The 13,513-nt window shown below is 68.0% G+C and carries 9 protein-coding genes and 1 riboswitch; of the genes, 2 read left to right on the top strand and 7 right to left on the bottom strand.

What is annotated here, in order from left to right:
* Positions 1–19: 19 nt before the first annotated feature.
* Positions 20–115: riboswitch (TPP riboswitch) on the bottom strand.
* 119 nt (positions 116–234) lie between these two features.
* The 5 genes from AB1281_RS20915 to AB1281_RS20935 form a co-directional block, all read right to left on the bottom strand.
* Positions 235–1,359: a phosphotransferase enzyme family protein gene (locus AB1281_RS20915; RefSeq protein WP_430346883.1), complete on the bottom strand. Its 1,125-nt coding sequence runs from the start codon at positions 1,357–1,359 to the stop codon at positions 235–237.
* A 121-nt stretch (positions 1,360–1,480) separates the two neighbouring features.
* Positions 1,481–1,888, bottom strand: a complete 408-nt coding sequence (locus tag AB1281_RS20920; RefSeq protein WP_014035547.1) for a glycine zipper 2TM domain-containing protein — start codon at positions 1,886–1,888, stop codon at positions 1,481–1,483.
* 247 nt (positions 1,889–2,135) lie between these two features.
* Positions 2,136–4,136 carry an XVIPCD domain-containing protein gene (locus tag AB1281_RS20925; RefSeq protein ID WP_430346884.1) on the bottom strand — a complete coding sequence of 667 codons (2,001 nt, stop codon included), beginning with the start codon at positions 4,134–4,136 and terminating at the stop codon, positions 2,136–2,138.
* A gap of 112 nt (positions 4,137–4,248) precedes the next feature.
* Positions 4,249–5,019 (bottom strand): hypothetical protein, encoded by a 771-nt coding sequence (locus tag AB1281_RS20930; protein ID WP_430346885.1) that lies wholly within the window; start codon positions 5,017–5,019, stop codon positions 4,249–4,251.
* 375 nt (positions 5,020–5,394) lie between these two features.
* Positions 5,395–6,033, bottom strand: coding sequence for a response regulator (locus tag AB1281_RS20935; protein WP_430346886.1), 639 nt, complete (start codon positions 6,031–6,033; stop codon positions 5,395–5,397).
* A gap of 75 nt (positions 6,034–6,108) precedes the next feature.
* Between AB1281_RS20935 and AB1281_RS20940 the strand changes: the two genes are divergently transcribed.
* Positions 6,109–9,708 carry an ATP-binding protein gene (locus tag AB1281_RS20940; protein ID WP_430346887.1) on the top strand — a complete coding sequence of 1,200 codons (3,600 nt, stop codon included), beginning with the start codon at positions 6,109–6,111 and terminating at the stop codon, positions 9,706–9,708.
* Here the strand turns inward: AB1281_RS20940 and AB1281_RS20945 are convergent.
* Entirely contained in the window at positions 9,702–10,103 is a 402-nt protein-coding gene (locus AB1281_RS20945; protein ID WP_101764694.1) for a c-type cytochrome, read from the bottom strand. The genes AB1281_RS20940 and AB1281_RS20945 overlap by 7 nt on opposite strands.
* Before the next feature lie 65 nt (positions 10,104–10,168).
* Positions 10,169–11,845, bottom strand: a complete 1,677-nt coding sequence (locus tag AB1281_RS20950) for an electron transfer flavoprotein-ubiquinone oxidoreductase (protein ID WP_430346888.1) — start codon at positions 11,843–11,845, stop codon at positions 10,169–10,171.
* Between the two features lie 315 nt (positions 11,846–12,160).
* Here AB1281_RS20950 and AB1281_RS20955 point away from each other — a divergent pair, with 315 nt between their 5' ends.
* Positions 12,161–13,324, top strand: a complete 1,164-nt coding sequence (locus AB1281_RS20955) for an acyl-CoA dehydrogenase family protein (RefSeq protein WP_032962241.1) — start codon at positions 12,161–12,163, stop codon at positions 13,322–13,324.
* Positions 13,325–13,513: the final 189 nt, after the last annotated feature.

Raw genomic sequence — 13,513 nt, forward strand, 5'->3', positions numbered from 1 at the left:
CCGGCCCATGACGGGGGTGTGGCTGCGGCTCAAAGCTCCCTACGCCGGTGCAAACCGGATCAGGTTCCAAGGGACTCTCTCAGCCTGGCAGATCCAGGCACCCCCGCTTCAGGTGACCATTTCACTACAAATGGTACGGATTTGCGAGCCGGCGTCCTTCAGGCGGCGGGGCGGTGCGGGGTCAGATCCCTTTCCCAAGGAAAGGGATCTGACCCCAACGGTATACCAACCGGGTCACGCCGCCGCGTGCAGGGCCTGCAGCAGCGTCTGCCCTGGCCCGGTGCTGAACCATGCCGGGTGCCCCAGCATGAAGGGTTGCCAGGCCACGTCGGCATTCGCGGTCGAGCCGGTGATGCCTTCGAAGTACTCCACTTCGGACAGTGCGAAGTCGAAATGCACCATCGGCAGCAGGTCGGCCAGCAGATGCACGCGTGCTGCCGACAAGGGCAGCACCTCACGGTAGCCGTCGAGCAACGCCAGTGCGATGTCGATGCGCACCGCCTCCATCCCGCGCTCCAGTTCCAGCCACGCCACTGCGTTGCGCTCGATCGCGGTGGCGAGGTCGAACAAAGCGCTGGTGGGTGAAGCCAGGCCGAAATCCAGCACGGTGCTGACCTGCCCGTTGCGCCACAGCAGGTTGGAGACATGCCAATCGTTGTGCGCCCACAGCCGTGGCTCGTCGCGCAGGCGCTCGGCGAGCCCGGCGTGCCACGGCAGCACGTCGCGCTGCAGCTGCGCTTCCCATGGAATGCGCGCGAGATAGCGGGCCAGCCCGGGGCGCTCGTGCAGCTCCGCCTTGATCGCCGCGAGCGGATCGTCGGCACGGATCAGATCATCGCGCGCGACCAGCAGATGGGTGCTGCGCTGGGGCGCGTGGTAACTGGCCGCGGCACGGTGCAGCTGGGCCAGCATGCGGCCCGCCTCGCGGGCCTGTGCGACATCGGTCAGCAGCGACCACGACACCGCGTCGCGGTACAGGTCGTCGCCCACGCCGACATCGTGCAGCTCGAAGGTCCATTCGCCGTGTTCGATCGCGGTGCGGCCATCGGTGGCCGGCAGCACCTGCACCACCGGCACGCCAGCAGCGGCGAGATGGGCAATGAAGTGGTGTTCTTCTTCCAGGCAGGCCGCGCTGCGCACACTGTGGTGGTGGCGCTTGATGAATACCGCGCCGCGCGTGCCGTCGACAATGGCGGCGGCCGACAGCGGCCGCGGGCTGTGCCAGCGCGGTTGGCTGTGCCCGCCCAGCTGCGGGTAACGCGCACTCAGCCACGCGATGTCCGCCGCGCTGATCGGCGGCCAGTCGGCAGCGACCTCGTCGTTGTTGAGGCCCTGCACGCGGTGGGAGGAAGACGTCATGCCGCAGTCCGATCGGGAAAGTCACATCCAAGGCTGCGCATTCAACGCCATGCGCGTGGCCAACGCAAACGGGCGGGTCATCGACCCGCCCGTCTCCGCGTCATCAGTGTGTCGGCGCTGCTTACCAGCCGCGATGGCGGCCGCGGTCGTTGTAGTAGCGGTTGTCGTAGTAGCGCTCACGCTGCCAGCGGCGGTCATCGCCACGGTCGTAATAGCCGCTGCGGTAGTAGCCACGGTCGTAACGGCGATCGTAGCGGTTGTCGTAGTAGCGGTTGTCGTAATAGCGACGGTCGCGGCGGTCGGACGTGGTCAGGTTGCCGATCGCGCCGCCGGCCACGGCACCGCCGACGGTGGCCGCAGGATCACCGTTGGAGAGCAGGTTGCCGGCCACGCCACCGACCACGGCGCCGACCAGGGTGCGCTTGTCCTTCCTCGACATCGCGCTGGCATCGCTGACCACGGCGACACCGGCAACCAGTGCCAGAGCCATCGCCAGACCACGGAAGCTGAGTGTGGAAGTACTGAGCATGTTCGGTTCTCCTGTGAGGTGCATGCCACGTTGGGCAGGGAGGGCGCGGGGCGCCCCGGCTGCCGTGGAGACCACGCTGGCGTTCCAACATTGCCGGAACATTGCCTGGCCTACCGGGCGGCTTGCGCATTCATCTAGCGGCAGGCGGCATGAAGCAAGCCTGAAAGCGGCCTCGGCCGCTCAGCTGGCAGAAGGGGAAAGGGCCGCGCATGGCGCGGCCCCTCCCGGTCTGCAAGGCGCTGCGGGCTCAGATGCCCATGGCCTTCTGTGCCTGGCGGGTCTGTTCCTGCTGCGCGTCCTGCTGCTGGTGCAGCACGTTCGGCGCGCCGTGCACCGCGCCGCTGCTGAGCGCCATGCTCTGTTCGCTGGCGGTGCGGGTTTCCACCGCAACGCGGCTGGCCGCCGGGTCACCGATCGTGCCCTGCACGGCGAACAGGCGCTCACCGTTCGGGCTGGGCACCACCGCGTCGATGCGCTGCAGGCCGGCGGCATGCGCCTCCCTGGTCAACGCCGCTGCGGCGCTTTCCAGCGCGTGGCGGTCCTTGAAGGTGCCCGCCGGCATCCGCTCCAGGCCTTCGGTGGCCTGCAGGTACATCGGATTGCGCGGGTGCCGCTCGTCGTTCAGCAGCGGGCGCTCGCGGGCCTCCTTGATCGCATCCAGCGTCTTCGCACCAACGATGCCGTCGGCGACCAGCCCGTTGTCCTTCTGCAGCTGGCGCACCGCCGCTTCGGTATTGCGGCCGAAGCGGCCGTCCTCGACCAGCGGCTTGCCGTCGGCCCCGGCATAGCCGAGGTGGCCCAGCTGCTCCTGCACCTTGCGCACGCCCTCGCTGTGCGCGCCCGGCTTGTACAGCTCGGCGTGCGGGGTGCCGGCGGCCTTGTGCTCGGCGGCAGGTTTGCCCTGGGTCTGCTCGTGCGATTGGGTGCGGTTTTCCAGCAGGTCGCGCGCCTTGGACAACGGGTCCGACGCGAACAGCTTCCAGTTCGGGTGGTCCTTCACCTGCTTGAGGTAGTCCTCCACCGGCATGGTGTGCACGCCCTTGCTGCCGGTGGACTGGCTGATCAGCAGTTTGTCGGTGTTCGGGTCGCGCACCACCATCACGATGTGGTCGATGCCATTCCAGTGCTCGTGGCGGGTCCTGGCCGTATCCAGGCCGATGACCATGCCTTCCTTCAGCGCACCGGGCTTGAGGATGGCGTCGCGCTCGAGCAGTACGCCGGACTGTTCGACGGCCTTGTGCACGATGCCGCCGGAACCGAGGTTGCCCAGGTCGATGCGGTCGGCCTTGCTGAAGACAGCGTGCCCGGCCTTCTGGTTGATCTCGTCCATGGTCCGGTTCTGCAGGGTGCCGACCCAGCCGGAGCAATCGATGTAGCCCTGGTCCACGTTCTTGCCGGTCTTGCCCGGCACATACAGTGCGTGGCCTGGGATGTTGATGGCGTACTTCACATCGTCGTACTTCACGCCGGCGTCGTAGGCGGCGTGCAGTTCGATGCCCGGCTTTGGCGTGGCGGCAGCCGATGCAGTCGCCGCCAGCGTGGCTGCAGCAGCGCCCACTGCAGCGGTCTGCGCCGGGGTGGCCGGAGCCTGGGCCTGGGTCTGGCCCGGTGCCGGTGCCACCGCCTGCGGTTCGATGTGCTTTTCCGGGATGCTGATCGCCGCGTACTTGTGGATGTAGTAGCTGGAGAAGGTCCGCGCCAGGTCGCCGTCGTTCATGCCACGCATTTCGGCCAGGGTGTGGCCGGTCAGGGCCTTGGCATCGGAGCCGATCTGGTTGAGCACGTTGCGGCGCATGTTGATCTCTTCGCCATGGCCGTTGCGGACCACGCCGAAGGTGCCGGTGGCGATCGCGGTCTGCACCGAGCCGTAGCCGGCGCTGCCCTGCTGGTGGGCCAGGTACAGGTCCAGGCCGGTCGGCGTGTCGCCGCCGGACAGGTACGGGTGGCCGGTGCGCTCATTGCGGCGCGCCATCGAGCCCAGGTTGTCCTGGTACATCTGCGCGGCGGCTTCGGTGTTGCGGGTCGGGTCGAACTCGTGGCCGGTCAGGTGGTACTGGCGGGCCGAGCCGGGCACGAACTGGAACAGGCCCTTGGCCCCGGTCGAGGTGTTGTGGGCGCGCTCGTTGAAGGTGCCGCCGGTCTCGATGTGCGCGAAGCGCATGAAGTCATCGACCGGAATGCCCTTCTGCCGGGCGACCTGCTCGACGATGTCCAGGACTTCCTTTTTGCTGTAGTCATGCTGTGCCATGACGTTTTCCTCGGGGTTGATGGAGCGGCCGATGCCGCGAATCGCCAACCGGACTCATCCGTGAGTCAAGAACATGTCGGTCAACAGGTAACCCGCCTGCGGCGGATGGAAATCAGGGCGCGATGTACTGCTGGGCCTTGCTGTCGAAGCGGTAGTGCACGGTGTCGCCGGCACCCAGCGCGCGGGTCTTGCCCGGGGCTTCGATGGTGGTGCCCTTGAAGGTCACGGTCAGCTGCGGCAGGCCGTTGCCGTCGGCCACGAAGGCCAGTTCGCCGTCGCTGTCGGTGCACGGCATCACGTTGCCGTCGTCGCAGGCCGCGCTGTTGTCTTCACCGGTGCGCACCGAGCCGACGTAGCGCCAGACCTTGCTGTCCAGGTCGTCCTCGCTGCGCTTGGGGTTGAACAGCAGCAGGGCGTAGCCGCTGCTGCCGATGCCGCGGTCGAAGCTGCTGGTCGGCACCGCCAGCAGCAGGCGTCCGTCGGCGGTGCGGTGTTCGATCGGCTTGCGCCGGGTATCGACGTCGTCGGCCTTGTCGTAGGCGCCGAGCGCACCGATGGTCCATTCCTGGCCACGGAACTTCCACGGCTTCTTCGCGTCGCCGCCGGCCAGCACGAAGGTGGCCTCCGCCAGATTGGCGCGGTCGTCGGGACCGGCCGGCTGCTGTTCGCCCGGCTTGCCGTAGTGCTCGCGGGTGTCCCAGGAAAAACCGGTGTAGTAGGTGGTGCCGTCCAGGGTGAAGCTGTGGCCGAACCAGAAGGTCGCCACGCTGCCGTTCTGGACCTCATAGGACGTCGCGCCATCGCCATCCACCTGGTAGATGAAATACATCACGGTCGGCGCGTCGGGCGGGGTGACGGCGGCATCGGGAGCGGGGTTCTGCATCGGGGCAACATCCTGTCGGGGCGCTTTGGCAGCCTGCGCAGGCGCAGGCTGGGAGGACGAGGGGGCCGGATCGGCGGCGCTGCAGGCGGCAGCGGAAAGGGAGACGAGCAGGCACGCCGCGAATGCGCGCAGGGGCCGCAACGGCAGGGTCCAACGTAGCTCGGGGGGGGACTGCATGCGCCTCTCCATGGTCAGCGTTGCCGGGCCAGACGGCCGGCAGGAAGCCGCACCCCATCCACCAGGGACGGGAGCGAGGACATGAGCCGGTCGATTCCTTCGACCTCGCATTGAGAACTCATGCCCGTCCATCTTGGCACAGATCCGCAGGCCGTCAAAGAGGGGCGCGGCAGACAGGGTTGTTATGTGAAGTTCGTCTCAGATCTTGCCGTCGCGCAGATAGTCGAACAATTCGGCGTCGCCCTTCAGCCCCAGCTTGAGCATGGCGTCGCCCTTCTGCCGGCTGATGGTGCTGACGCTCTTGTGCAGCTGCGCTGAAATCTCCTTCACCGTCATGCCGGTGCCGAGCAGTCGCAGCACCTCCACTTCGCGTGGTGACAACGGCTTGCCGTCGCCCTCGCGCATGCGCCAGCTGCCGGCCGCGTCCACCCGCTCGCGCAGGCTGCGGCTGATGTAGGGCTGGCCGCGGTAGACCGACTGGATGGCCTGCGGCAGCTCGTCCATCGACGAACTCTTGTCCACCAGGCCGAGCACGCCACTGTCGAGCACCATGCGCAGGATCGCCAGGTTGCTGGAGACGCTGAGCATCAGCACCGGCAGGTCGGGATAGCGGCGGCGGATCATGCCGATCATGGCGAAGCCATCGGCCTGTGGGCTGCCCGGCATGGAGTAGTCGGTGACCAGCAGATCACAGGGCTGGTTGGCGAGCAGGGTCATCAGCGCCTGCGCGCTGTCGGCCTCGCCGACCACGCGGCCCACGCCGCTCGACTCGATGACGGCGCGGGTACCGATACGGACCACGGGGTGATCGTCTGCGATGATGATGCGCAAGCTCATGCTCTAGTATGGCCATCGGGCACGCCGGACCGCGACCATCGCGGTCCCTGGCAGGATTCTAGGAGATTGACGCAGATGCGTAGGTGGGCTGTTCGCGGGCTGCTCCTGCTGCTGGCGGTACTGGCCCTGCCCGTGGTCCAGGCACAGCCGGCCCCTGGCCTGCTGCCGCTCAGCCCGTTGCAGCGCGAATACCTGGTGGCGCATCCGGCCATCGTTGTCGGGCAGTATGACAGCGGCTGGCCCCCCTTCGAGTCCCTCCGTGACGGCCAGCAGGTCGGGTTGGGACCGGACTACCTGTCGCATCTTGCTCGCCAGCTCGGCGTGAAGGTTGAGGCGCGCCGCTATCCGGATTGGACTTCCGTGCTGGATGCGGCATGCCGTGGTGAGATCGACGTGGTGATGAATGTCGGTCTCAGTGCCGACCGCACCCGCTGCATGGTCTATACCGCCGCCTACAGCGAGGCGCCGCTGGCCCTGGTTGGCCGGCCGGATGACCTGCGTGCCTCCGACATGCCCGACCTGGAGGGTCTGCGGGTGGTGATCGAGCAGGATTTCCTGACCGGTCCGCAGGTGCGTGCCCGTTTCCCGCGTGCCCGCCAGCTTGTCGCAAACGACACGTTGACGGCGTTGCAGATGGTCAGAGACGACAAGGCTGACGTCTACATCGGCAATGCCTTCGTCGCCACCGAGCTGATCGCCAGCCGGCGCCTGCAGGGCGTGGCGCTGCTGCGCCCGAGCGACCTTCCGCCCGAACGGCTGCATTTCGGCATCCCCAACGGCAAGCAACCCCTGGCCGAAGCCCTGGACCTGGCGCTGGCCGCGACCAGCCAGGCCCAGCGCGACGCGCTTGCACAACGCTGGTTGCCACCCCCGCATTGGTCGGCATCGGCACAGCTGGCGTTGAGCCAGGCCGAGAAGCGGGTGCTGGAGCAGCCGTTGAAGATCGGTTTCGCCCCGAATGCCGCGCCCCTGTCGTTCACCGGCGAGGATGGCCGGCCCAGTGGCCTGGCCAGCGAGTACCTGCAGCGCCTGATGCAGGCCGGCGCCAACCTGCAGGTCGAGAACAGCCACGACTGGTACGAGGTGCGTGAGAAGGCCCGCCGCGGTGAACTGCAGGCGGTCATGGGCATGCCCGTCGATTCGCGCTACCTGGGCCCGGACTGGGTGTTCAGCCAGCCCTTCATCAGCGTGCCGAACGTGATTGTGGTCAGGAGCGATGGCGAGTCGCTGCTGGGCCTGGCGGATCTGCAGGACAGGCGGGTGCTGCTGTCCGACCCTGAGCGTGTGCGCACCTATGTGCTGCAGCAGGCACCGCAGGCCCGGATCATCGCTGCGCGCAGCGCCGAGCAGGCCCTGCAACGCCTGCTCGATGGCGAGGCCGATGCCTATGTCGGCAACCTTGCCGTGGTCGATCATCTGCTGCGCAGCCGTTTCCCGGGGCGGCTGCAGGTGGCAGCCCCGGCCGGTTTCAACGACCAGCTGGTGCTGGCGGTGGAGCGCCGGCATGCGGCCCTGGCCACCACCTTCGATCGCCTGCTGCTGCAGATGACCCCGCGCAAGCGCGAAGCGCTGCGCAGCGCCTGGCTGGCGGTGGAGTACCGCAACGGCGCCGACTGGAACAAGGTGCTGCGGTGGGGCATACCGGTACTGCTGGTGCTGCTGACCGCATTGCTGGTGCATGGCGTCGGCCATTGGCGGCTGCGCCGCGAGGTGGCAGGACGTCGCCAGCTGGAGCAGCGTCTGGCCGAGGTGACTGACAACCTGCCCGCAGTGGTCTATCAGGCGCGTCGCGACGCCGATGGCACGCTCAGCTTCCCGTTCATCGCTGGTGACCTGCCTGCGTTGTTCGGGATTACACGGCAGCAGGCCGAACAGGATGCGAGGGTGTTGCTGGAACGCATCGAGGAAGAGGACCGCGCGCACATCCTGCACTCCATCGAGCAGGCCGCGCGCCAGTTCGCCCCGTTGATCCTGGAGTTCCGCCTGCGCAGCGAGGGGGAGGGCGCGCGCTGGGTGCGCAGCCAGGCCCACCCCTATGCCGCCGAAGAGGGCGCGGTGATCTGGAGCGGTTACTGGGTGGACGTGAGCGAAGCGCGGATGCAGGCCGACGCCCTGACGGCGGCGAAGGCGGAGGCGGAGCAGGCCGCCGAGGCCAAATCGCGTTTCCTGGCCACGATGAGCCATGAGATCCGCACGCCGATGAGTGGTGTGCTGGGCATGCTGGAGGTGCTGGCGCACTCCCCGCTGGACAGCGAACAGCAGCGCATCCTCGGCGTGATCGAGGATTCGGCGCAGATGCTGCGGCAGATCCTCGATGACATCCTCGATTACTCGCGGCTGGAAGCAGGGGCGTTGCGCCTGGAACCGGTGCCGCAACCGCTGCGGCCCCTGCTGGAAAGCGTGTGCCGCCTGCTGTCGGCCCAGGCCAGCGCGCGTGGCCTGGCCCTGCATGTGCAGATCGACCCACTGCTGGCGCCTGCCCACGAAGTGGATGGCGTGCGGCTGCGCCAGATCGTGTTCAACCTGCTCAGCAATGCCATCAAGTTCACCGCACAGGGCGAGGTGCGCCTGCAGCTGGAGGTGCTGGGACCGACCAGCGAAGACGGCGTGCAACCGCTGTGCCTGAGCGTCACCGACACCGGCATCGGCATCGCGCCGGAACAACTGCAGCACCTGTTCGCGCCCTTTACGCAGGCCGGTGCCTACATCCAGCGTGATCACGGCGGCACTGGCCTGGGCCTGAGCATCTGCCAGCGACTGGTGCAGATGATGCAGGGCGAACTGACCCTGCACAGCACGCTGGGCGAAGGAACCCGCGCCGAAGTACGGGTCTCGCTGGTGGAGGCCGGCAGCGAGGACGCGGCGGCGCTACTGGCCGAGCAGGACCAGACCGCGCTGCTGCCCGCCGCGCTGCGCCAGGCACGGGTGCTGGTGATCGAGGATCACCCGACCAACCAGGCGATGATGGCGTGGCGGCTGCAGCAGCTGGGCGTGCCCCATGTGCTGCTGGGCGATGGCCAGCAGGCGCTGGATCGCTTGTCGTCGGAGCGCTTCGACCTGGTGATCACCGACTGCCGCATGCCGGTACTCGATGGATTTGGCTTCACCCGCCTGCTGCGCGAACGCGAGGGCCGCACCGGCCAGCCGCGGCTGACGGTGCTGGCGCTGACCGCCAGCGTGCTGGACGACGATGCGCGTCGCTGCCGCGAGGCCGGCATGGACGAGGTACTGGCCAAGCCGCTGTCGCTGGACACGCTGCGTACCGCGCTGCTGCGCTGGCTGCCGCAGGCCCAGGGCCAGTCGTTCGAGGTGCCGGTGCCGGAGGTTGCCGCCGACGACGGTGAAGCATTGCCTGATCTGGCCACCCTGCAGCAGCGCTTCGGCTCGCGCGCGGTGGCCGAGCAGCTGCGCGACAGCTTGTTGCAGGCCAGCGAGGGCGACCTGGCGGCGGTGCAACGCGCCGTGCAGGCCGGCGACCGCGAGGCCGCGGCGCTGCATCTGCACCGGCAGGCGGGCGGCCTGGGGGCGATCGGGGCGACGGCGCTGGCCGGGCAGGCCAATGCGCTGGTCGAGCGCCTGCAGGATGCGGCGGAGGCCGATCCGGCGCCGTTGTTCGCCGCCGTAACGGCGTTCGTGGCGCGGCTGCAGCAACAGCTGCAGCGCCTGGCTCACTGAGCTGACTGCTGCTGCAGGTAGGCGATCACCAGGGCGCGGCGTTCTGCGCTGGGGAAGGCGTTGTACATGCGCGTACCCGGCACCAGGTGCGTGGGTGACTGCAGGAAGGTATCCAGGGTCTGCGCGGTCCAGGTGATGTTGGCGCGGCGCATGCCGTCGGAATAACCATAGTCGGGCAGGCTGCCGGCGCGGCGGCCGATCACGCCGTGCAGGTTCGGCCCGAAGCGGTGGATGCCACCGGGCTGCACGGTGTGGCAGCCGGCACACAGTTCGAACGCGCGCTGCATGGCCTGTTGCTGCGCCTGTTCGGGCGTGGCCGGCACCGCGGGCGGGCGCTGGCAGGCCGTGGCAAGCAGGGCCACGGCAACGGCGATGAGCAGGCGGGAGGCACGCATGGGCGGGCAGGATAGCGGTGCGGTGGCGCGGCCGGGCTGCGACACGCGGTCGCAGCCCGGGGCGATCACATGCCCGAGTAGTTCGGGCCGCCGCCGCCCTGCGGGGTCACCCAGACGATGTTCTGGGTCGGATCCTTGATGTCGCAGGTCTTGCAGTGCACGCAGTTCTGCGCGTTGATCTGCAGGCGCGCGTTGTCGGCTTCGCCGACGAACTCGTACACACCGGCCGGGCAGTAGCGGGCTTCCGGGCCTGCGTACTCGGCCAGGTTCACCTTCACCGGAATGCTGGGGTCCTTCAGCGTCAGGTGGCTGGGCTGGTTCTCGTCGTGGTTGGTGCTGCTCAGGAACACCGAGCTGAGGCGGTCGAAGGTCAGCACGCCATCCGGCTTCGGGTAGGCGATGCGGGTGTGCTTGGCCGCCGGTTCCAGGCAGGCATGGTCCGGCAGCGTGCGGTGCAGGGTCCACGGCGGGTTGCGCACGCCCAGCTTCGGCAGCAGCCACTGCTCCACACCGGTCATCAGGGTGGCCACGGTCTGGCCCTTCTTGAACCACTGCTTGAAGTTCTTGGCCTGCTGCAGCTCAGTGAACAGCCAGCTGGCTTCGAACGCCTTCGGGTAGGCGCTCAGTTCGTCGTGCTGGCGGTCGGCAGCCAGTGCATCGAACGCGGCGTCGGCGCACAGCATGCCGGTCTTGATCGCGGCGTGGCTGCCCTTGATGCGGCTGGCGTTGAGGTAGCCGGCCTCGCAGCCGACCAGCGCGCCACCGGGGAACACCGTCTTCGGCAGCGACAGCAGGCCACCGGCGGTGATCGCACGCGCGCCGTAACCGATGCGCGTGCCGCCTTCCAGGTGCTTGCGGATGGACGGGTGGGTCTTGAAGCGCTGGAACTCTTCGAACGGGCTCAGCCACGGGTTCCTGTAGTCGAGGCCGACCACGTAGCCGATGGCGACCTTGCCGCCGTCGGCGTGGTACAGGAACGCGCCGCCATAGGTGTCGCTGTCCAGCGGCCAACCGGCGGCGTGCACCACCAGGCCCGGCTCATGCCTGGCCGGGTCGATCTGCCACAGTTCCTTGATGCCGATGCCGTAGGCCTGCGGGTCCTTGCCTTCGTCCAGTTTGTAGCGCGCGATCAGCTGGCGGCCGAGGTGGCCGCGTGCGCCTTCGGCGAAGATCGTGTACCTGGCCTGCAGCGCCATGCCGCGTTCGAACGCCGGGCCGATGCTGCCGTCCTTCTCGATGCCCATGTCGCCGGTGGCCACGCCGATCACTTCACCGTTGTCGCCGTACAGCACCTCGGCGGCCGCAAAGCCGGGGAAGATCGCCACTTCCAGCGCCTCGGCCTGCTGCGCCAGCCAGCGGGTCACTTCGCCCAGGCTGATGATGTAGTTGCCTTCGTTGTGGAAGCACTCCGGCAGCAGTGCGTTGGGCGTGCTGCGCGCGCCGGTTTCGCTGAGGAACAGGAATTCGTCGCGGGTGACCTTCTGCTTCAGCGGTGCGCCGCGCTCGGCCCAGTCCGGGAACAGCTCGGTCAGGGCGCGCGGATCCATCACTGCACCGGACAGCACGTGCGCGCCGGGCTCGGAGCCTTTCTCCAGCACGCACACCGACAGTTCGCGGCCGGCCTCGATCGCGCGCTGGCGCAGGCGGATCGCGGTGGCCAGGCCGGCGGGGCCGGCGCCGACGATCACCACGTCGAACTCCATTACTTCACGCGGGGGCAGGGCGTTGGCTTCAGCGCTCATCGATTGCATGACTCGTGGGTAGGGCCGGCATCGGGGCCACCGGCGGTGCCTGGGAATCGCGCGTGCAGCCACGAGCGAAACGGTTGTTTGAATGTGTCAGGGTACCGGGCCGCGCGTGATCGAGCTAGATCGCCGATGTTCACGTCACGATTGCTGCGGTGCAGCGTAATGCGCGTGGCCGGGTAGGTGCCAACCTTGGTTGGCACATTGTTTCACCGCCCGGACCCGCTTCCGTGTGGACCAAGGTCCACACCTACCAGACGCGATGCTTGCGGATGACCGACAATGGCCGGGTCCTGACTGCGCGTGAGTGCCATGGCTTTGCATCCGTACGATCTGTTCGATGTCCGTTCCCTGCTCAACGAGGAAGAGCGCGCGGTGCAGGAGAGCGTCGCCCGCTTCACCAACGAGCGCGTGCTGCCGATCATCGGCGATGCCTTTGACCAGGCCCGTTTTCCATCTGAACTGGTGCCGGAGATCGCATCGCTGGGCCTGCTCGGTGCGACCCTGCCAGCCGAATACGGCGGCGGCGACCTGGGGGCGGTCAGCTATGGCCTGATCTGCCAGGAGCTGGAGCGCGGTGATTCGGGCCTGCGCAGCTTCGTCTCGGTGCAGAGCTCGCTGTGCATGTACCCGATCTATGCCTACGGCAGCGAGGAACAGCGCCAGCAGTGGTTGCCGGCGATGGCGCGCGGTGAGCTGATCGGCTGCTTCGGCCTGACCGAGGCGCACGGCGGTTCCGATCCGGCCAGCATGAAGACCCGCGCGGTGCGCGACGGCAGCGACTGGCGCATCAGCGGCAGCAAGATGTGGATCACCAGCGGCCCGGTGGCCGACCTGGCCATCGTCTGGGCGCAGACCGAGGACGGCATCCAGGGCTTCGTGCTGGAGAAGGGCATGGCCGGCTTCACCACGCAGGAGATCAAGCACAAGATGAGCCTGCGTGCGTCGCTGACCGGCGCGCTGTTCTTCGATGACGTGCGCGTGCCCGACAGCCATCGCCTGCCGAACGTGAAGGGCCTCAAGGGCCCGCTGGGTTGCCTGACCCAGGCCCGCTACGGCATCAGCTGGGGCCCGATCGGTGCCGCCATTGCCTGCCTGGATGAAGCACTGGGCTATGCCAAGGAGCGCGTGCTGTTCGGCCGCCCGCTGGCCGCCACGCAGAGCGCGCAGATCAAGCTGGCCGAAATGGCCCGCCGCATCACCACCGCGCAGCTGCTGGCGCTGCAGCTGGGCCGCCTGAAGGAAGCAGGACAGCTGCAGCCTCAGCAGGTCAGCCTGGCCAAGTGGAACAACTGCCGCATGGCCATCGACATCGCCCGCGAGTGTCGCGATCTGCTGGGCGGCGCCGGTATCACCACCGAGCACGTGGCGATCCGGCATGCACTGAACCTGGAATCGGTGATCACCTATGAAGGCACCGAGACCGTGCACCAGCTGGTGATCGGCCGTGAGCTGACCGGCATCAACGCGTTCTAGGCGGTGCGGGGAACACCATCCACGCATGGCGTGGATCTACTGCACATGGCGCCTATCACTGTGCTTTGGTAGGTGCCGACCTTGGTCGGCACATTCCTTCAGCGCGCGACCGGGCATCGGTGCGGACCAAGGTCCGCACCCACCAGAAGCAGGTCATACCCACCAGCAGCGGTCCGCACCCACCTGAGG

The organism is Stenotrophomonas sp. NRRL B-14846, assembly GCF_050473585.1.
Classification (GTDB): Bacteria; Pseudomonadota; Gammaproteobacteria; order Xanthomonadales; family Xanthomonadaceae; genus Stenotrophomonas.

Excerpts from the sequence above, each read along its gene's own strand:
- AB1281_RS20945 (WP_101764694.1), bottom strand. The coding sequence starts at position 10,103 with ATGCGTGCCTCCCGCCTGCTCATCGCCGTTGCCGTGGCCCTGCTTGCC.
- AB1281_RS20950 (WP_430346888.1), bottom strand. The coding sequence starts at position 11,845 with ATGAGCGCTGAAGCCAACGCCCTGCCCCCGCGTGAAGTAATGGAGTTC.
- AB1281_RS20915 (WP_430346883.1), bottom strand. The coding sequence starts at position 1,359 with ATGACGTCTTCCTCCCACCGCGTGCAGGGCCTCAACAACGACGAGGTC.
- AB1281_RS20955 (WP_032962241.1), top strand. The coding sequence starts at position 12,161 with ATGGCTTTGCATCCGTACGATCTGTTCGATGTCCGTTCCCTGCTCAAC.
- AB1281_RS20920 (WP_014035547.1), bottom strand. The coding sequence starts at position 1,888 with ATGCTCAGTACTTCCACACTCAGCTTCCGTGGTCTGGCGATGGCTCTG.
- AB1281_RS20940 (WP_430346887.1), top strand. The coding sequence starts at position 6,109 with ATGCGTAGGTGGGCTGTTCGCGGGCTGCTCCTGCTGCTGGCGGTACTG.
- AB1281_RS20930 (WP_430346885.1), bottom strand. The coding sequence starts at position 5,019 with ATGCAGAACCCCGCTCCCGATGCCGCCGTCACCCCGCCCGACGCGCCG.
- AB1281_RS20935 (WP_430346886.1), bottom strand. The coding sequence starts at position 6,033 with ATGAGCTTGCGCATCATCATCGCAGACGATCACCCCGTGGTCCGTATC.
- AB1281_RS20925 (WP_430346884.1), bottom strand. The coding sequence starts at position 4,136 with ATGGCACAGCATGACTACAGCAAAAAGGAAGTCCTGGACATCGTCGAG.